Consider the following 19753-nt stretch of genomic DNA (forward strand, 5'->3'; position numbering starts at 1 on the left):
GCGTCATCATTCATTTAAGGAGTACCAATGTCACGTAAAAGGCCGCAACCGCCGGTCAAGCCCTTCAAGAAGAAGCCGAATCCTCTGAGGGCCGCCAAGATTCATACCATCGATTACAAGGACGTGGCTCTGCTGCGCAAGTTCATCTCTGACCGCGGCAAGATCCGTTCTCGCCGCATCACCGGCGTCACCGTCCAGGAGCAGCGCGAGATCTCCAAGGCGATCAAGAACGCCCGCGAGATGGCCCTGCTGCCCTACGCCACCAACGGTCGCTGAGGGAGGTCAGGATTATGGCAAAGGAAACCAAGGTTATTCTGACCGATACCGTGACCGATCTGGGTCACAAGGGCGACGTCGTCGCAGTCAAGCCCGGTTATGCGCGCAACTTCCTGATTCCCCAGGGACTGGCTTTCGCCTGGTCCAAGGGCGCCGCCGCGCAGATCGAGTCCCTGCAGCGGGCCCGTCGCGCCAAGTCCATGGCCACCCGTGAGGATGCCGTGGCTGCCAAGGCCGCCATCGATGGGCAGACTGTCGAGATCGCAGCCAAGGTGTCCGATTCAGGCAAGCTCTTCGGCGGCATTTCCAACGATGCCATCGCCCAGGCTCTTCGCCCCCTGGCCGACGTCGATCCCCGCTCCATCTCCGTGGAGACCATCAAGACCACTGGCGAGTTCCCGGCAACCGTAGCTCTGCACCCCGAGATCTCGGCCGCTTTCACGGTCAAGGTCGTCGCTGAGTAGCAAATCCGACCCCGATTATCCCATTAACGATCCTTTGAAATAGGGATCTGGGCTTAAGCAGGAGGCCTTCCCGCAGCAGATTATACGCGGGAAGGCCTCCTTATGCGTTACAGGGGATTACTCAATTTTAGAAATTGCCGCCGTTCCAACCCCAGTCAGTAGTGGCCGTGTAACGGATGTAGGTGCGGTCCTTGGGGATGGACAGCTCCGATTCCAATGTGTCCATGATGGTCTTGGTCAGGCTTTCCCAAGCGGACTTGGGCACGTCGCTGCCGAAGACGTTGACTTCCACATAGGCGGCAGGCTTGCTGTCGTCACCGCCGAAGTAGATGGGCATGTCCGATTCGAAGGGGCACATGAGCCAGCCCTCGGACTTGCCCGGAACGGCGGTGATGGCCTTGCCGTAGGCCGTCTTGATCCGTTCACGCTGTTCGGCGGTGATCGGTGTACTTACATGAGTGTGAATAACAGGCATGGTGCTTCCTTTCCGGTCCGTCCGGCATGACCACTCAGGATGATTCGATCCGCCTGACGGATGGCTGACTATTCCCGTCCCATAGTAGCCTTGACTGGAAAGGTTGGCTCAGTGCCAGCCAAAGGGTTGGTGACGTAGGGACCAGGCTCCCAGACGGTGGGCCACCGAACGCGGGTTGACCGGCTTGCCAGGTGCAGGCGCGTCCAGCAGCCACTTGCGGATCAGGAAGTTCCAGATGGCCACCACGACGGTGGCAGTGATCTTGGCGATGTTGGCATGGAGCAGGTAGCGGGCGTGCATGGTGGTGATGGCATCCGGCGGCAGCATGGCAGTGCCCATCCATAGGATCACCTCATTGATCCCCAGGCCTATGACTGAGGAGACCAGGAAGACCGTCATCTCCATCCACCGGGCCATGTCCTCCCGATGCCTGAAGACATAGCGCATGCTGGCCAGGTAATTGAAAACGAGGGAGATCAGGAAGGAGATGGCTCCGGCCAGGACATTGTTCAGGTGCGGCCCCATGATCAGCAGGTTCATGATGCCGATGTCGATCAGGAAAGCGATGACGCCCACGATGCCGAACTTGAGCAGCTGTCCGATTAATCTACGCACGGTAGCCAATTCAATCATTCCTCCTGTGCTGACGGAGTGCCGGGAACCGCTTGTGCGCAAAAGCCTTACGTTACGCCCTCAGGCGGGCAGCTCAGTCAGAATGGGCTCCTCAGTGCTGTTGCGGATTTGACGGAAGCCTACAAAGGCGATGGCCAGCGAGGCCAGAGCCAGAGTAGTGACCACCCCGAACCCGCCCTGGGATCCGTAACGGTCGATGAACTGCCCGGCCACAGCCGAACCGGCGGAAGAACCGATCGAATTCATGGCGCTCAGCCAGGCCATGCCTTCGGTGAAGCGGATGGGCGGCACCAGGTGGAGCATGAGCTGGTTGCCGTTGATCCATGTGGGCGCTTGGCAGACGCCGATGATCAGGTAGATGAACATGATGGTCAACAGATTCCTGGCGAACATGAAAGTTCCGATGCCCAGGTTGACCACTAGCAGGCAGAAGTAGAAACGCTTCCAGAGGGGGATGGTCCAGTTCTTGGCACCGTAGAGCAGGGCACCGACCAAGGAGCTGAAGGAGAAGCAGGCGAAGACGAATCCGGTCATCTGCTTCATCTCCTGCTCGGTGGCGAAGGCGATGATGGAGATGGATGCCGCGCTCTGGAAGGCTCCCAGGCCGAACCAGGTGGCACAGACGGCAATCATGCCGGCGCTCCAGAAGGCCCCGCTGCGGCCGTTCCCGCCTTCCTGGGCCCGAAGACGAGCCACCTGCTGAGCCTGTCGTTCCCGGTACTCCTTGCGGGTGATGCCCTGGGCGCGGGCCATGTCCGTCTGCGAAGGCGGCTCGGTTTCTCGACAGGAGAGGAACATAAAGGCTCCCACCAGCACGCAGATTCCGGTGAAAGAGAAAGCCAACACGCCCGAAATGACCGCCAGTATGGAAGCCAGTGGGTTGCCGATCACCCACATGGCCTCGTCGAAGACCCCTGACAGGGACAGGGCCTGGTTAGTGGCACGGTGGTCGCCGCGTAGCAGGTGCGTCCACCGGCTACGGCTCATGGCTCCCCAGGGCGGAATGGCCGCCATGAAGGGGGTGACCAAATAGAGCACCCAGGTGGGAGCGTGGGCGGTGATGGCTGTGATCAGGACCGTGGCGGCCACAACCCAGACCAGAACCGTGGGGATGGAGACCTGTCGCTGACCGAACTTGTCAACCAACTTGCCCAGCATAGGGCTGACCAGAGCCAGGGCCACGGCTTGGATGGCGGTCAGGGCTCCGGCCAGGGAATAACTGCCGTAGTAGTGTTGCACCGAGATAGTGATGGTCATGCCCACCATGGGGAAAGGCATGGAGGCAATGACCGACCCTACTGCGAACCGCGCCGTATGAGGCAGTCGCAGAAGCGCTGAGTATCCTCCGAAGACTCTGTGACCGGCTTCGACCAGAGCCGCCTTCAATTGCCGTGGCATGGGTTGTTCGTCTCGCTTTCCCTAGGTGTCTTCACGGTCCCGAAGCATGTTTTCCGCAAGAACTTTAGACGCATGGAGAGGAAGCGGGGGTGCTGGGGGGACTGCTACAGTGGTAACCATATCGGCGCCTGATCGGTGCCATTCGGATAGTGATAATTCTACCCCCCGCCATGGTCACTTAAGGGGCCCGTCGGGGAGCTTGGGAGGTGGGTCGTGCCTGCGACGACCATTCATTTCGTCCGTCATGGCCAGGTTGATAATCCCGATCATATTCTCTATGAGCGATTGCCGGGATTCCATCTGTCTGACAGGGGCAGGGCCATGGTCGAGGCGACGGCCCGCTTTATGGCCGAAGCTCCCGGTATGCGCGATCTGGAAGCCGTTTACTCCTCCCCGCTGGACAGGACCAGGGAGACCACGGCCATCCTGCTTGAGCAGATCAACCCTGCTCGTGTCCGGCACGGCTTGAAACCGTTGGAGCCCATTTACGACCGTCGCCTGATCGAGGCTGGCAACGAATTCCGCGGCAAGCGCATCGGTCACGGGCAGGGGGCCCTCTGGCGACCCTCCAACCTGCGGCTGATCCTGGATCTGCGCCGTCCCAGCTGGGGGGAGTCATATAGGCAGATCGCTCGACGAGTGGGGGATTTCGTCCGGCAGGTGGTTCGTAGCCACCCTGACGCACAGGTCCTGGCTGTTTCGCATGAGTCGCCCATCTGGTCGTATCGTCATCTCTTGGAGACCGGCCACCCCGAGCACAATATGCTCCTCAGGGCCACCGCCCTGGCCTCGGTGACCTCCATCACCCTGGACTGTGAAACCGGCAAAGTGCTGGGAATCACCTATGCGGATCCGGCGGCAGGCGTGTGAAGACCGCTTGCAGGGCCTAGGATGGCTGAGGATACTGTCGTGGATGACTGTCCGAGAACCCGATGAAGGAGCGTGATGATCATGGTGGATGTACAGTCAAGCGCGGAGGCGATAGCAGGACGGCCCGCCGTGGCCCAGGCGGCTGAGCAGGGGGCCAGGCTGGTGGACCTTTGGCCCTTGACGAATGCCGAGCATCTGGCCAACGATGCCAAGTATGCGGAGGATCTGCAGGTGCGTATCAGCATGGTGCTGGCGCAGCTGATGACGGGCGAGGATGTGACCATTCCCGACGCAGAATACGTCTATGAGGGCGCTGAGGACATTCCTGGCCGTCCCCAGGAGCTTGTGGATGCCCTCATGGCTGCCAACGATGCCATTGAGGCGGCTGCGCAGGCGCAGGGCGACCAGTCCAAGACGCTTGCGGATTTGGCTGAAACCTTGGGCAGCGGCTGGGACCAGGCCCGGCAGCAGGAGGTGGCTGCTGGCGTGGCCAGGGCCGAGCAGTCCGTGAATGACCAGAACGAATCTCCCAAATCCCCTCAGGGCAAGGAGGAAGTGGCCCGGGACCTGGCTACGAGCCTGGAGATCTGCCGTGATCTGCTTCAGCGTGCAGGCGCTGACCCTGACCATGCTGCGACCGCCGCGCCAATTCTGGTCTATATCAATGAGCTCAACGAGCGACTGGGCATTCCCCGGGCTTTCCTGTCTGACGAGGATGTCGTCCGTGCCTTGAGATTACTGGATGATCCTGAGGCTTTCGCCGACCTGCTGGCCCCTTTGGTTGGCGCTGAGTGGGACCACCATCGTCAGGAGGTGCTCTGGGACCCCGAGGAGGCCAAGCGCAAGGCCAAGGAGGACGATGAGCGTAAGAGCCGCGAGGCCCTGCAGGCCAAGTTTGCCCATGTGCCTGAGGACCCCAACAAGCCTCCTGTGGAGCTTTAAGACCTTCTGCCCTTCGCCTCGGCATCGGTCAAGACGAAGGGCAGGGTGAACTCAGCGGTCGAAACGGGCTCCTCGTGGATCACTGGGTCGGGCCAGCAGAATGATCCCGGCGACGGCTCCGGCGATCATGATCAATGCGCCCAAGCCAAGCAGGGAGAGCGAGGATCCTGGATGCCCGTCGATAATAGCCACAATGGCGAAGACCAGAGGAATGCCGCCCACCAGCTCACTTACGAAGGGCAGGAGTATCCAGAAGCCGGACATGTTGGTGTCGTGAAGTCGCCGTATGCCCACGGCCAGATTCGGTATGAAAAGTCCAAGGGCGACCAAGAAGGATAGGATCCGTCCCACAAAGACGGATCCTGAGGTGATGATCGAAACCGCAAAGTCGATGAGGAAGATCATGAGAAAAACCCACCAGAATTCCCCACGGGAGGCCCTCCCGGAGAAGACGGAATATTTGACGAAGAAACGTTTGCAAGCGTTTACGAAGTCAATGCCGTACCAGGGTGCGTTCAGTGGCGGCTCGCCGTTGAAACCGGCGTTCGCATAGGGGTAGGCCGGATACTGCGGGACCTGGGGTCCGGGCTGGTACCCTGCCTGATATCCCGATTGGTAGCCTGCCTGCGACCAACCTTCAGGCGATTGATAAGAGTTGTCCGATGCATAGCCAGACGGCGGGGTTGTGCCATTGGGCTGGCCATTGGCCTGGCCGGGATTCGGATTTTGACCGTAGGGCGCCTGCTGCTGTCCGTAGTACTGCTGTTCATTGGACTGTTGACCATAGGGCTGTTGCTGGTTGTAGCCTAACTGTTGACCCTGCGGCTGTTGACCGTATGGCTGCCCTTGGTATGACTGTTCCCGCTGGTAATCGACAGCAGGTTTTTGGGCTTCGTTGATCGGATGGTAGACGTCGCTCTGGTCAGAAGCTGCTTGTGCATAGCCGGGTTGGTCTGGTTGCGGCTGATTCGGGTAGGTTGCGGGCCCTGAACCGGTTCCATCTGTGTGACTGTTCTGGGACCAGCCGTTGGCGGAGCCCTGGTCATTGGGGGTCTGGTTCCCGTCGTTCGTATCATCTGGATGGCTCATGGATATCGTCCCTCTCATCTTCTCTTGATAATCCTGAATCTGACTTTTCCGTACATCCCTATTATGGCAGGCCGGTTCTTCTGCCTGCTAGTCCTGGCTAATGCAGTGGATAGGGGACTCGTCACGCTTACTTGGGCCAGTCTGTCAGATTCGGTAGGTGATTGCTGCTGCGGGACTCTTCACTCGTCGTCCGGATTGACCATGTGATCATCGCCGGCATCGCCGAGCAGTAGCCGCTCGGTTAGGGTGATCAGGCCCAGCAGGAGGGCGGTCAGCAGGATGATGACCAGGGTGGCCGAGAAGATCAGCGGAGTTCTAAAGGAGTTGAAGGCCGACTGCAGCCATATGCCCAGGCCGTTCCTGGCACCCAGATACTCCGAGGTGGCCGCGGTGGCGAAGACATAGGCGGCGCTGATGCGCAGACCGCCGAAGATCTGCCCAGCAGCCACTCTCAGCTTGACGTGCCAGAGGGTCCAAGTCCGGGTTGCCCCGCAATTCAGCGCTACATCCTGGTAGAAGCGCGGCACGGACTTGAGGCCTCGGTAGGTCTGGACCACGATGGGGAAGAGGGCAAAGACGGCCACGATGACCACCTTGCCCAGGGGCTCGAATCCGAACCAGATCACGAACAAGGGTGCGATGGTGATCAGCGGAATCATCTGAGCGCCGGCGATCAGGGGGTAGAGGGCATCATGCAGGGTGCGCCAGCTGTAGAGGGCCAGGCCGATCACTATTCCCAGGACCGAAGCCAAGAGGAAGCCCAGGAGACCCTCAAGAGCGGTGATGGTGGTGGCGGGCAGCAGGTCTTCCCGGGACTGCACTGTGGCAGCCAGGATTCGGCTGGGCGCCGGCAGAACCTGTTCGCTGACTCCGCCCAAGCGGGCAGCCAGTTCCCAGATGATGAGCAGCGCCAGCAGGGTGATGGTCGGAGGCAGCGCCCGGGTTCTACTCTGCTTCCGCGACCTCATTGACCGGCTGCTTCCCGAACATACCGATCGGTCCACAGATCCGTGGCCTGAGGGGCCTTGTTGGGGTCGCCCTTCTTGGCATCCCGGTAGGTGCCTGCCTTGAACTGGAAATCCAGATAGTCCTGGGCGTCCTTGACATTGATCAGTCCGGTGATGCTTTTTTGATCTGGACTATCGACCCAGTAGCCCTCCTTGACGATGCTCTCCATGGAGCGCTTGGCCAGAGTCGGGTCGATGGCCGATCCTTTGGTTTCCTTAACCAGGATGTCCGCCGCCTGATCGGGATGGCTCAGGGCGTAGTCGTATCCCTTCAGGCAGGCCTTGACGAATGCTGTCAGGGCGCGACGGTGACCGGCCTGCTGCAACCAGGAATTCTTGACCACGAAGCCCAGCTGATCGGGGTTGCCGGGCACTCCCCAGTCGGCCTGTGTGAAGCAGTGCAGTGCTGGGCCCTTGAGCTCGCTCTCCACGCCCTCCCAGTTTGCGTAGAAGCCGGCGAAGTCGCCCTTGCCGCTGGTCAAGGTGGCGAAGGTGTTGGTGCCGCTGGTTACCCGCTTGAAGTCGCCCTTGCCGCCTGCATAGCGGATCATCTGCTTGACCACGGCCGTCTGTTCGGCTGATCCGAAGCTGACGAAGGTCTTGCCGTCGAAATCCTTGGGGGTCTGAATGTCGGTGCGCGAGGCCAGCGAGCACCAACGTGCCACGGAATGCTGGCCTATGTTGAAGACCTGCCGCAGGTCGGATCCCTGGGAGTTGAAGGTGGCCAGGTTGCTCAGCTTGGAGAAGCCTACATCGGCGACCCCGTTCTGGACGGAGGTCTCGGCTCCCGCCTGGGCCGTCGGCAGGATGGTCAGCTTCAGGCCGGCCTTGTCGAAGTAGCCCAGATGCCGGGCCACGTAGATGCCCACATGATTGGTGTTGGGCGTCCAATCCAGCATGAAGGAGAGCTTGGAGCCGTCATCGGCCTTGTCATCTGCCCCCTTGGCCCCGCAGGCTGCGCTCGTAGCTGCCATGCAGAGCGCAGCTGCCAGGGCGAGCGCCCGTACAATCAGTCTGTGGCCGGGAGTTCTCCTGAAGCCACTATTCTCCGACATGCTCATCACTGTCACCTTGCCTCTCCGGCACCTCTGGTGCCCATCCGCATCGGGGCCGCTACGGGAAGGTGAGGAGCCCGCGCGACGATCCGGTACGGTCTTGACCGATGGAATTCTGCGATGTGTGCCGCGGCTGCTGCCACCAGCCGCGCGAACAAGACCACTCTAGTCCAACCCAGGTGGTTCTGCCTCGCCGTGGTGAAAGGTTGCATCATTTGCACTTATACTGGAAACTCACGAGAGGTCTGTGCGGGCCGACCGCGGTCGGCCTCGTCCAGAACAAGACATCCGATTTTGGTAGGGTTCGACGGAGGGTTCCCATGTCGGTGACCATCAATGATGTGGCCAAGCAGGCGGGCATGTCCGTATCCACGGTCTCCCAGGCGCTCAACGACAAGGGGCGCATCTCTCCACCCACCAAGGACAGGGTCCGCAGGGCGGCCATGGAGCTGGGCTACATCCCCGACAGCCGAGCCCGTTCCATGCGATCCTCGCGCTCGCATGCCGTAGGTCTGCTGGTCCCCGATATTCGCAACCCTTATTTCTCCGAGTTGGTCTACGCCGTCCAGGACCAGCTCTACTCGGCAGGCTACGCGCCCCTGATTGGCGTGTCCTCTTGCCAGGCCAGCAGAGAGGAGGACTATTACCGGATCCTTCTGTCTCGGCATATGGACGGTGTTCTGGTCGTGCCTGATGGGCCCACATCGCCCATGCTGCGCACCATGTTGGCAAGGGAATTCCCTGTGGTCTTCGTGGATCGTCCTGACCGGGCTCTGCCTGGTGTCCCTCTAGTGGATTCTGACCCGGTGCCCGGCCTGGATGCGGCCCTGGACGCTCTGGCAACAAGGGGATGCAGACGAGTGGCCTTCGTTCCGGGCCCCGAGAGCCGCTCCTATACCTTCCGCGAGCGCGAGCAGGCTTTTCTGGACGGCGTGGATGCCCGTCAGGGGCTGACGGGATTGGTGGTCCGCCAAGGGTTCGAGGATCGCCACCGGGCAGCCGCGACCATGCGTCGCCTGCTCGGCCAAGGGGTGGACGCCGTTATCTTCGGATACTCGGCCGATGCCATCAAGGCCCTCGCCATGGAGTGGGACGGTGACCAGCGCTCGCGTGTGCCCCTGGTCTCCTTCGACGATCTGGAGGTCTTTCAGCTGATCAGTCCCCAGGTTTCGGTCATCTCCCAGCAGGTGGATCGCATGGGCCGCCAGGGCGTTGACATGCTCCTGTCCATGATTGAGCCGGGGCGGCAGGCTCCAGAGGGCATGAGCGTGGATCGCCGTCTGCGCACCCAAACCCTCTTTGTGCCCCGGGGTCTGTTGGCTTAGGTCTGTTTTGTTTGATGCAGGGGTCGGGGCTAGACAAAATCTGCGCGTGTCGGGCGGCTGTGCCATCCGTGTAAATGACCTCTACTGGTCTTTCGGCCATTTGCCGCCCTTGTCCAGACCCCACTATTTGTGACTCAGCTCACAAAACACGGGAATAACTAAATGTAGGAAACGAATCATCCTCAGGCACTACATATGGTGGTCACGACGTGATAGAGTGAGTCCTGTCAGCAAGAATGACATCCATGTGATTCGCCGTTCCCAATATGGAATTTGGGAACGCCAAAGCAACTGCACATGAACAACCGTATGAGGAGTGACGATGGATACTGAGGTCATGACCGATAGCGTGAAGGAGCGTGGCATTTCGGATCGCGATGCTGTCGATGGCATTCTGGTCGAGAAGCGCGACGGCCGGATCGTCGATTTTGATCCCGTCAACATCATGAACGCCATCGAAGCCGCCTTCAAGGACGTCAAGCACGAGGTCAGCCCTGAGGACCGCCAGCAGATCCGGGGTATGGCCATGACCGTTCAGTCCGAGATCACCGATCGTTACACCAACCCGGTCAAGATCGAAGACATCCAGACCCTGGTTGAGCACGCGCTGGTCAATGCTCATCTTTACGAGATCGCTCGCTCCTATACCTCCTACCGTCTCGACCGTGACATTCAGCGGGCCAAGGCCACTGATGTCAACGAGGCTGTTCACCGTCTGACCAGCAAGGACGAGACCCTGGTGCGCGAGAACGCCAACAAGGATGCCAACGTCTACGCAACTCAGCGTGATCTGCTGGCCGGCGCAGTCTCCAAGGCCTCGGCCTTCGCCATGCTGCCCAAGGATGTCTCCAATGCCCACATGAAGGGCGACATCCACTTCCACGACGCGGACTACTCGCCCTTTACGGCCGAGACCAACTGCTCCCTGCCTGACTTCGGCGACATGCTGGCCCACGGCTTTGAGCTGGGTAACGCCATGATGGACTCGCCCAAGTCCATCGGCACGGCCGCCACGCAGATAACCCAGATCATCAAGGACATCGCCGGCTCCCAGTACGGCGGCCAGACGGTCAATCGTTGCGATGAGATGTTGGACAAGTACGCGCGTCTGGACTACAAGAAGAACTATTCCATGGCTGAGGCCGTCCTGCCGGACGAGGAGCCCATCGATGTGGCCAAGGATGTCGTCCGAGGACTCAAGGCCAGGGAGGCCGATTGGCTCCACCTGGACGATCGTGCCCCTATCGGCGAGGATGCCCCCTTTGATCTGGATGCTCCGGAGATCGTTCGGCTGCGTCAGGTCTATGCCAAGATCCTGACCCGCAAGAACATCTACGACGCCATGCAGACCATGGAGTACCAGATCAACTCCAACCGTGTCTCCAACGGCCAAACCCCCTTCGTCACTGTGGGCTTCGGCCTGGGCACCTCCTGGTTCGCCCGGGAGATCCAGCGGGCCATCTTCCTGATTCGTATCCGCGGACTGGGCAAGGACCGTCACACCGCTATCTTCCCCAAGCTTGTCTTCACCATCAAGCATGGTCTGAACGCAGACGAGGGCGATCCCAACTACGACATGAAGCAGCTGGCCTTGGAGTGTTCGACCAAGCGCATGTACCCTGACGTGGTCTTCTACGAGAACCTGATTAAGATCACCGGCTCCTTCAAGGCCCCCATGGGTTGCCGCTCCTTCCTGCAGGCCTGGACCAACCCCGAGACGGGCGAGGATGAAGAGGACGGCCGCATGAACCTGGGCGTTGTCACCGTCAACATCCCCCGCATTGCTCTGGAGTCCCGCGGCGATAAGGATCGCTTCTGGAAGATATTCGACCAGCGCATGGAGGTGGCCCATCACGCCCTGCAGTTCCGCATCATGCGCTGCAAGCAGGCCACGCCCATCAACGCTCCCACCCTCTACCAGTACGGCGCCTTCGGCAGGCTGAAGCCGACCGACAGCGTGGACACCCTCTTCCGCAACAGTCGCGCCACCGTTTCGCTGGGTTACATCGGCCTCTATGAGGCCACCAGCGTCTTCTACGGCAAGGACTGGATGAAGGACCACAGCTGGGATCCGGATGGCAAGGAATTCGCCCTGAGCATTGTTCGCCGGATGAACCAGCTCTGCAAGCAGTGGGAGAAGGCTGAGGGATACCACTACTCGGTCTACTCCACCCCGGCCGAGTCGCTGACTGACCGTTTTGCCCGGATGGACAAGGAGAAGTTTGGTGTAGTCGACGGCGTGACAGACCACGACTTCTACACCAACAGCTTCCACTACCCGGTTTGGCTGCGGCCCACGCCCATGGAAAAGCTCAGCTACGAGCGGGACTTCCCTTACCTGGCCTCAGGCGGGTTCATCAACTACTGCGAGTTCCCCTCTATGCAGCAGAATCCCAAGGCTCTTGAGGCGGTCTGGGACTATGCCTACGACATCGGCATCGGTTACCTGGGCACCAACACCCCCATCGATCACTGCTTCGTCTGCGGATACGAGGGCGACTTCGAGCCCACCGAGGAGGGCTTCAAGTGCCCCGAATGCGGCAACGACGACCCTGACAAGTGCAACGTGACCAAGCGCACCTGCGGATACCTGGGCAACCCCGTCCAGCGGCCCATGGTCCACGGCAGGCACGAGGAGATCGCCCACCGCGTCAAGCACATGGAGGGCGAGACCGGCCACGTGGTCCTCAAGGACGGATCCACCAAGGAGTGGTTCGACGACAAGGCCGAATAGGCTCTGAAAAGACGCAGTTAATGGCGGGCCGGGTAGTTTGCGGCCCGCCATTGTCATGAGGAGGACCAGATGACGGACATACAGGGAGCCATGAGGAAGACAGGCGGCCACCGTGACTTCGCTGCTGATGAGCAGGGGCGCGGGCCGGGGGTTCCCTCTGCGCTGACCAATAATCCCAAGGCCGGCCAGTGGGACGGCCGTCGACTCAGTCGGGGAATCGTGGCGGACTATAAGCGTCTGGTCATGACCGACGGTGAGGGGATCCGCTGCTCCCTCTACGTCAGCGGCTGCCCCTTCCGCTGCCAGGGATGCTACAACGCCTCTATCTGGGACTTCGGCGCCGGGCATCCCTATACCCGGGAGCTTGAGGACCAGATCATCAAGGACCTGTCGCTGTCCTACGTGCAGGGCATCACCTACCTGGGCGGGGAGCCTCTGCTCAACACCCCCATGCTGCTCGGCCTTTCAGCGCGAATCCGGCGCGAGTTCGGTCATGAGAAGGACATCTGGTGCTGGACCGGCTACACCTGGGAGGAGCTGAACCGGCCGGGGGAGACCCCGGACAAGGCCCAGCTGATTTCCTACCTTGATGTGCTGGTGGACGGACGCTACTTGGAGAATCGGAAGAACAGCCTGCTTCAGTTCCGAGGCTCGGACAACCAGCGGATCATCGACGTGCCACGGTCCTTGGAGCAGGGCCAGGTGGTCATCTGGCCCAAGCTGCATGACCAGACCAGGTTCATTCCGGAGACCTACAGCAAGGACAGGCAGCAGGAGCAGCAGCGAGGCTGATACCGGCTCCTGCCCTGAATTGGTCTACGTCGCCTTGCCGGGGCACAATGGGTGTCATGACTGATGAGCATGATCACGACGCCAAACCCGACCTGCCTAAGGATCTGAGGGTCCGCTTCTGCCCCTCGCCGACCGGCACCCCGCATGTAGGCATGGTTCGAACCGCACTCTTCAACTGGGCCCAGGCCCGGCACTCCCATGGCACCTTTGTCTTCCGCATTGAAGACACCGATGCCCAGCGCGACAGCGAGGAGAGCTACCAGCAGATTCTGGAGGCCCTCAAGTGGCTGGGACTGGACTGGGACGAGGGTGTTGAGGTCGGCGGCCCGGACGGCCCCTACCGGCAGTCCGAGCGCGGCGATATCTACCGCGATGTGGCCCGGCAGCTGCTGGATGCCGGCTACGCCTACGAGTCCTACTCCACCGCTGAGGAGATCAAGGAGCGCAACCTGGCCGCCGGCCGTCCGGCCGCTTTCGGCTATGACGGCTACGACCGCGACCTGAGCGACGAACAGCGCCAGGCCTTCCGCGATCAGGGTCGCCGTCCTGCCCTGCGCATCCGCATGCCCGACGAGGACATCGCCTTCGACGACCTGATCCGCGGGCATATCGAGTTCAAGGCCGGGTCTGTGCCCGACTATGTGATCGTGCGCCCCAACGGCGATCCACTCTACACTCTGACCAATCCGGTGGATGATGCCTTGATGCGCATCAACGTGGTTCTGCGCGGCGAGGATCTGCTCAGCTCCACTCCTCGGCAGATCGTCCTCTACCGGTATCTGATGAAGCTGGGCATAGCCCGAGCCATGCCCCTGTTTGGACACCTGCCCTACGTCATGGGCCAGGGCAAGAAGAAGCTGTCCAAGCGCGACCCCGAATCCAACCTCTTCCTGCACCGGGAACATGGCTTCATTCCCGAGGGGCTGCTCAACTATCTGGCCCTGCTGGGCTGGTCCATCGGCCCCGACCGCGATGTCTTCTCCATGGAGGAGATGGTTGAGCACTTCGACATCCGCGACGTCAAGGCCAATCCGGCCCACTTCGACATCGACAAGGCTGTGGCCATCAATGCCGAGCACATCCGCATGCTGGAACCGCAGGACTTCCTGAACCGGTCCCTGCCTTACCTCAAGCGCGACGGGCTGGTGAGTGCCGAGCGCTGGCAGGACCTGAGTGATCGGGAGCAGCGGGTTCTGACCGCTGCCGCCCCCCTGGTCCAGCCTCGCGTGCGCCTGCTGGGCGAGGTCTCCGGTATGGTAGGCAGTCTGCTCAGCCAAGAGGAGTACCTGGAGCCCGAGCCGGATGCCCGCAAACAGCTCAAGGACTCGGCTGGACAGGTCCTCGACCTGGCAATTTCAGCCCTGCAGGATGTGTCAGACCAGGACTGGAAGACCGATCACCTGCACGACCTGCTCACTCGGGCACTGGTGGATGAGGGCGGCTATAAGCCCCGTCTGGCCTTCGGCCCGGTCAGGGTGGCGGTTTCGGGAAGGCGGGTCTCGCCGCCCCTGTTCGAGTCCCTGGAAATTCTGGGCAAGAACACAACACTCCGAAGGTTGGCCAACTTGCGCCAAAACCTCTGAACGGGTATATTTCTTTTTTGTTGTGCTACTGACCTGCTGAACCGGGTTCGTACGCGGCGAAAAGTGAAGCCCCCGTCGTCTAGCGGTCTAGGACTACGCCCTCTCACGGCGCCAACACCGGTCCAAATCCGGTCGGGGGTACGACAATGTGGCAACCGTCCAAGCGGTTGTCGCACAGCCAATTGGGGTATGGTGTAATTGGCAACACAGGTGATTCTGGTTCATCCATTCTTGGTTCGAGTCCAGGTACCCCAGCGATAGAGACGCAGAGTCCCAAGGGGCGGAATACCGACACGGTGTTCCGCTCTTCTTATTTACGCATTACCATGGATTCTAGGAATGCTTCTGGTTTGCAAAGCGGCGGCCGGCGGTATCCACGAGTGTTGTTCACGGTGTGAGCAAGCAAACAAAAAGAGGAGGCCCGGCGGACTGCTATGTCAGAGTTTCCGATGATGGAATCTGATACTTTGAGCATAGAAGCTTGAGTGATGAACCCAATCATCGGCTGATCGGGCAACATTACCCGGTATATGAATCATTGTACGATTTTTTCGGTAAAGGTGTGTGATTATGACGACAATCATGGTGTTGGGAGCTGGTTATGCGGGTCTTCGGGTGGTCAAGAAGCTGGCTCATGCAAAGACTGATGCCCATATAGTCCTGGTCAATCAGAACGAGTACCACTACGAGTCCACCCAGCTGCATCAGGTGGCGGCTGGAACCAAGGAGCCGGCGGACGTGGTATTCGACCTGCGCAAGTCCCTGCCCGATTCGGTGGAGCTGATCGTCGACAAGGTGGTCGGCATCGATCAGGACAACCGCCGGGTCAGCCTGGAGCATCACGATCCTCTGTCCTATGATTACCTGGTCAACGCCCTGGGCTTCGAGTCCGAGACCTTCGGCATCAAGGGTGCCGATGAATACGGATGGCCGCTCGTTGACGTGGACACCGCTCTGGCGGCCCGCAAGAAGCTGGAACAGACGCTGGCCCGGTACCAGACCAGCCACGATCCGCTGGATCTGAGCATCGTGGTCTGTGGCGCAGGTTTTACCAGCATCGAGTACCTGGGTGAGCTGGTCTACCGGCTGCCTCAGCTCTCAAAGCGTCTGGGCTTCCCCATGGATCAGGTCAAGGTGGACTGCATAGAGGCCTCGCCCAAGATCCTGCCCATGTTCAGCCAGGACCTGGTCGACTGGGCTGTGGATTACCTGCGCAAGCGGGGAGTCAACTTCCACACCTCGACTCCCATCACCGAGGTCAGGCAGGATGCCGTGGTCTCCAATGACCAGGAGTTCAAGGCCCATACGATCATTTGGACAACGGGTGTGCGTGGCAGCCACGTTATTGCCGATTCCGGGTATAATCAGAAGCGTAACCGTGTAGTGGTCAGGGATGATCTTTCGGTCGAGCAGCATCCAGAGGAATTCCTGGTGGGTGATGTCAGTGCCGTTCCCGACCCCCAATCAGGTCGGCTCTACCCAACCACCGCACAGATTTCGATGGCCCAGGCTGATACCGCGGCCGCCAATGTCCTTGCCAGAATGCGGGGGCAGGAGCCCCAGCGGTTCACTTTCCGGAGCCTAGGGACCGTGTGCTCTCTCGGTCCCCACGACGGGGTTGCCGAAATCGACCGAATGGGAACGCTGAAGCTCAAGGGCAAGGTGGTCTCGGTACTGAAGTGGATCGTCAACGAGCGGTCGGTCCTGGAGTTGGCCGACGTGCGTACCATGTTGGAGAGCAACTGAACCAGCGTCTCAATGGACGTAGGGGCTAGACGACGAGGAAGAAGAGGACGAACATGATTCAGGTCATGAGAACGCAGCGCATGTTCGTCCCTATCCAACTTCGGATTCGATCGTTTTGGGAGACGACGTCCATCGGCTCTGTGTTCATCGACATCATTGACTACCTCCTGCTCCTCCTCGTTCCGGCGGAAACTGTGGTCGATTTTGGCCTCCGCCAGAATTGTGGAGATCCCCGTGCCCGTGCGCGGATCGGCAGGAGCGAGAGGAGAGTGGCATTAGCATGAGTTTTCTACAAGGTTTGTGGTTCTTTGTCATCGGCCTGCTTTTTGCAGGATTCCTTCTGCTTGAAGGGTTCGACTTCGGCGTTGGCATGGCTACCAGGTTCGTGGCCCGCGACGGTGATGAGCGCGCCACATTCATGAGGGCCATTGGTCCCCACTGGGATGGTAACGAGGTCTGGCTGATCACTGCCGGCGGCGCTATGTTCGCCGCTTTCCCGCTCTGGTATGCTTCCCTCTTCTCGGGGTATTACATCCTGCTCTTCCTGGTGCTGGTCTCTCTGATTCTGCGTGGCGTCTCATTCGAGTTCGCCTCCCACGCACTGACTAGCCGTGAGCGCGGTGTCTGGCAGTGGGCCAACTTCATCGGTTCGCTTTTCGCGCCATTCTTCCTGGGCATGATGCTGACCAGCCTGATCCAGGGCATTCCCATGGATAAGAACGGCGATGCCTGGCCCGGGTTCTTCGACGTGTTCAACTGGCTGTCCGTGGTCGGCGGCATTGCTGTCGTCTTCTTCAGCTTCGTTCATGGCCTGCACTTCCTGAGCCTGAAGCTGGGTGTCATGGATTCCCGCCGGATGCTCAACGTGAGCGAGAAGGCCTACTGGATCGCCTATCCGGCCCTGGTCGTCTTCGTGCTCCTGGCCATCTTCAACACCGACTTCTACAAGGCACGCCCCCTGTCCACCTGGCTGATCACCGTAATCATCCTGGCATCTGTCATTGGAGGCCACGTCGCCGTCTTCAAGAAGCACGGCGGCTACGCCTTCACCTGCTCGGGCATCACCCTGATGGCCATCATCGCCTTTATCTTCAACGGGCTCTTCCCGCGTGTGATGATCTCTGATGATCCGGCCTACAACCTGCTGATCCAGGATGCCTCGGCTTCACCGCTGACCATGAAGATTATGACCGTGGTGCTTTGCATCTTCCTGCCCATCATGCTGGCCTACTTCATCTGGAGCTACTTCATCCAGCGCAAGCGGCTGGACACCGATGGTGGCCATCTGACCTCGCCTGTGGCCCCTTCGGCCACCGTGGCTGAGACCGTCTGAAAGTTAAAGGAGGCAGGGGGGCAGTGCTGGCAGGACCGGAGCGCATCCGGAGGATATGCATTGATTGACAAAAATCTCTTCCGTTTCGACGGAGTCCGGTCCACCTTGGGCCTGCTGGCTGCCCTGTCCCTGGTCCAGGGAATAGGTGTGGTGGCCCAGGCCTATGGGTTGACCCTGGCTCTGGTGCGTATTTGGCACCTTCAGAACCTGAATGTTCTGGTGGTGCCAGTGCTGATTTTTCTGGCCGCCTACACCTGTCGACAGCTCTGCGACGTGGCCAAGGATCGTATTGCCACGGATCGTGCCGATGCCATCGTGGCTGAGTTGCGGCCCCATATTCAGGACAAGGTCTTTTCGCTGGGACCATCAGCTCTGGCTCGGCGTGGCACGGGCTCAGCTGTCACCATGCTGGTGGATGGTCTTGATCAGGTGCGCACCTACGTGCTGACGGTCCTGCCCAAGATGATGGACCTCATCTTCATTCCCTTGATCGTCTTGGTGGTTGTCTGGACCCAGGATGCAGGTTCCGGGCTCATCCTCCTGCTCATGCTGCCCCTGCTTATCTTCTTCATGGTCATCCTGGGCCTGGCAGCCAGGGATCGCTCAAGTCGGCAGTACGCTCAGTTCCGCAAGCTCAACACCAGGTTCATGGATACGGTCCTTGGCCTGCCAACCCTGAAGATGCTGGGCATTGACAAGGAGTACGAGGACGAGATCTATTCGGTCTCGGATCGCTTCCGCAAGAGGACCATGAGCGTTATCAGGGTAGCCATGACCTCCACCTTTGCTCTGGACTTCTTTGCCACCTTGGCTATTGCCATCATGGCCGTCTTCCTGGGCAACAATCTGATCAATGCCAAGGTGGAACTGTTCCCAGCCCTCCTTGCCCTGATTCTGGCCCCTGAGTACTTCATGCCCATTCGCCAGTTCGGCGACGACTTCCACGCTACTCTGAACGGTAAGAACGCCTTGGACGACATCGCGGATATGCTGGACCAGCCAGAGCCCAAGCGTTTGGAGGAACTGGACTGGTCCGGGTGGAAGGAAGACAGCCACCTGCGTCTGGAAGGAATCGACTTCGCTTATCCTGGTCCCAAGCCGGTGGAGAGCACTGCCTCAGCCGGGGCGCAGATGGATGCCATGGCCAAGTCCGAGAGTCAAAAGACCAGCAAGAAGAGCCGCAAGCCCAAGGCATCCAAGGTTCGCGACAGTGATGGGAGGCCGTCCTCGGTAAAGTCCGGTTCCACGGCATCGCAAGGAACCGGAGCCGAAGCTGTTGCAGATTCGCAGATCAATGGATCCGCCGGGAGTTTGGAGGAGCAGCCTCTGGCTTTGAGCGGTTTGAACTTCAACCTGCACGGTTTTTCCAAGGTGGCCGTTGTCGGTCGTTCGGGAGCAGGCAAGTCTACGCTGATGGATCTGCTGGCGGGTTTTGACCAGCCCAAGGCAGGCGCTATCGACCTGGATGGTCATCAGCTGGAGCACTGCAACGTGGCTGCCTGGCAACGGCACATCAGCTACATTCCCCAGAACCCCTTCATCTTCCACGGCACTGTGGCCGACAATATCCGCTTTTACAACCAAGAGGCAGATGATGCTGAGGTGGCCCGTGCTGCCGATCGGGCTGGACTGACCGACTGGCTGAAAACATTGCCCGACGGTATGAACACTCAAATTGGGGAGGGCAACCGCGGCATCAGCGGCGGCCAGGCCCAGCGAATCGCCCTGGCCAGGGGCATCCTTGACCCCTCACGCGAGATCCTGTTCTTTGACGAGCCCACAGCCCACCTGGACATCGAGACGGAATACGACCTGAAGCAGACCCTGCTGCCCATTATGGACGGGCACCTGGTCGTCCTGGCCACCCACCGGTTGCACTGGCTGGCCAACATGGATTGGGTGATCATGCTGGAGCATGGACGAATTGTGGCCCAGGGCGATCCGCATAAGCTGATCGGTCAGGGCGGACCCTTGGATGCGCTGATCGATGAGATGGGAGGGAACCAGATTGCCGACTACCAGCAGGACTGA

17 protein-coding genes and 2 tRNA genes are annotated in these 19753 nt (G+C 60.1%); 13 read left to right on the forward strand and 6 right to left on the reverse strand.

Annotated elements, in window-relative coordinates:
* The first annotated feature begins 27 nt into the window (after positions 1–27).
* Entirely contained in the window at positions 28–276 is a 249-nt protein-coding gene (gene rpsR, locus DKK74_RS01105) for a 30S ribosomal protein S18 (protein WP_015021310.1), read from the forward strand.
* 14 nt (positions 277–290) lie between these two features.
* Complete coding sequence (rplI, locus tag DKK74_RS01110; protein WP_110412390.1) at positions 291–740, forward strand: 50S ribosomal protein L9; 450 nt, start codon at positions 291–293, stop codon at positions 738–740.
* Positions 741–867: 127 nt separating this feature from the next.
* On the opposite strand, the gene DKK74_RS01115 is transcribed toward rplI, so the two are convergent.
* From DKK74_RS01115 to DKK74_RS01125, 3 genes are all read right to left on the reverse strand, one after another.
* Positions 868–1215, reverse strand: coding sequence for a phenylpyruvate tautomerase MIF-related protein (locus DKK74_RS01115; protein ID WP_045923913.1), 348 nt, complete (start codon positions 1213–1215; stop codon positions 868–870).
* A gap of 108 nt (positions 1216–1323) precedes the next feature.
* Complete coding sequence (locus tag DKK74_RS01120; protein WP_110412800.1) at positions 1324–1830, reverse strand: GtrA family protein; 507 nt, start codon at positions 1828–1830, stop codon at positions 1324–1326.
* A gap of 78 nt (positions 1831–1908) precedes the next feature.
* Positions 1909–3246 carry an MFS transporter gene (locus DKK74_RS01125; protein WP_110412391.1) on the reverse strand — a complete coding sequence of 446 codons (1338 nt, stop codon included), beginning with the start codon at positions 3244–3246 and terminating at the stop codon, positions 1909–1911.
* A gap of 213 nt (positions 3247–3459) precedes the next feature.
* On the opposite strand from DKK74_RS01125, the gene DKK74_RS01130 reads away from it, so the two are divergent.
* Both DKK74_RS01130 and DKK74_RS01135 read left to right on the forward strand, forming a co-directional pair.
* Positions 3460–4116, forward strand: coding sequence for a histidine phosphatase family protein (locus DKK74_RS01130; RefSeq protein WP_110412392.1), 657 nt, complete (start codon positions 3460–3462; stop codon positions 4114–4116).
* Positions 4117–4197: 81 nt separating this feature from the next.
* Positions 4198–5058, forward strand: a complete 861-nt coding sequence (locus DKK74_RS01135) for a hypothetical protein (protein ID WP_146210522.1) — start codon at positions 4198–4200, stop codon at positions 5056–5058.
* Between the two features lie 51 nt (positions 5059–5109).
* Here the strand turns inward: DKK74_RS01135 and DKK74_RS01140 are convergent, their stop codons facing one another.
* The 3 genes from DKK74_RS01140 to DKK74_RS01150 form a co-directional block, all read right to left on the reverse strand.
* A complete protein-coding gene (locus tag DKK74_RS01140; RefSeq protein ID WP_181414851.1) occupies positions 5110–6147 on the reverse strand; it encodes a DUF805 domain-containing protein in 1038 nt (345 codons plus the stop codon).
* Between the two features lie 179 nt (positions 6148–6326).
* Positions 6327–7115, reverse strand: coding sequence for an ABC transporter permease (locus DKK74_RS01145; protein WP_110412395.1), 789 nt, complete (start codon positions 7113–7115; stop codon positions 6327–6329).
* Positions 7112–8128 carry an ABC transporter substrate-binding protein gene (locus DKK74_RS01150; RefSeq protein WP_258334399.1) on the reverse strand — a complete coding sequence of 339 codons (1017 nt, stop codon included), beginning with the start codon at positions 8126–8128 and terminating at the stop codon, positions 7112–7114. Before DKK74_RS01150 ends, DKK74_RS01145 begins: the two co-directional genes overlap by 4 nt.
* A gap of 401 nt (positions 8129–8529) precedes the next feature.
* On the opposite strand from DKK74_RS01150, the gene DKK74_RS01155 reads away from it, so the two are divergent.
* From DKK74_RS01155 to DKK74_RS01200, 9 genes are all read left to right on the forward strand, one after another.
* On the forward strand, positions 8530–9534 hold the full coding sequence (locus DKK74_RS01155) for a LacI family DNA-binding transcriptional regulator (RefSeq protein ID WP_181414853.1): 1005 nt from the start codon (positions 8530–8532) through the stop codon (positions 9532–9534).
* A 337-nt stretch (positions 9535–9871) separates the two neighbouring features.
* Positions 9872–12268 (forward strand): anaerobic ribonucleoside-triphosphate reductase, encoded by a 2397-nt coding sequence (gene nrdD, locus DKK74_RS01160; RefSeq protein ID WP_110412801.1) that lies wholly within the window; start codon positions 9872–9874, stop codon positions 12266–12268.
* Between the two features lie 69 nt (positions 12269–12337).
* Positions 12338–13060, forward strand: coding sequence for an anaerobic ribonucleoside-triphosphate reductase activating protein (nrdG, locus tag DKK74_RS01165; RefSeq protein WP_110412398.1), 723 nt, complete (start codon positions 12338–12340; stop codon positions 13058–13060).
* 56 nt (positions 13061–13116) lie between these two features.
* Positions 13117–14643, forward strand: a complete 1527-nt coding sequence (gene gltX / locus DKK74_RS01170; protein WP_110412399.1) for a glutamate--tRNA ligase — start codon at positions 13117–13119, stop codon at positions 14641–14643.
* A gap of 68 nt (positions 14644–14711) precedes the next feature.
* Positions 14712–14784 (forward strand) — tRNA-Glu (locus tag DKK74_RS01175).
* 42 nt (positions 14785–14826) lie between these two features.
* Positions 14827–14898, forward strand: a tRNA-Gln gene (locus tag DKK74_RS01180).
* Positions 14899–15213: 315 nt separating this feature from the next.
* On the forward strand, positions 15214–16389 hold the full coding sequence (locus DKK74_RS01185; protein ID WP_110412400.1) for an NAD(P)/FAD-dependent oxidoreductase: 1176 nt from the start codon (positions 15214–15216) through the stop codon (positions 16387–16389).
* A 280-nt stretch (positions 16390–16669) separates the two neighbouring features.
* Positions 16670–17722, forward strand: coding sequence for a cytochrome d ubiquinol oxidase subunit II (cydB, locus tag DKK74_RS01195; protein ID WP_110412402.1), 1053 nt, complete (start codon positions 16670–16672; stop codon positions 17720–17722).
* A 60-nt stretch (positions 17723–17782) separates the two neighbouring features.
* Positions 17783–19753 carry an ABC transporter ATP-binding protein/permease gene (locus DKK74_RS01200; protein ID WP_258334400.1) on the forward strand — a complete coding sequence of 657 codons (1971 nt, stop codon included), beginning with the start codon at positions 17783–17785 and terminating at the stop codon, positions 19751–19753.

This window comes from Bifidobacterium asteroides (genome assembly GCF_003202755.1).
GTDB classification, from domain to species: domain Bacteria; phylum Actinomycetota; class Actinomycetes; order Actinomycetales; family Bifidobacteriaceae; genus Bombiscardovia; species Bombiscardovia asteroides_F.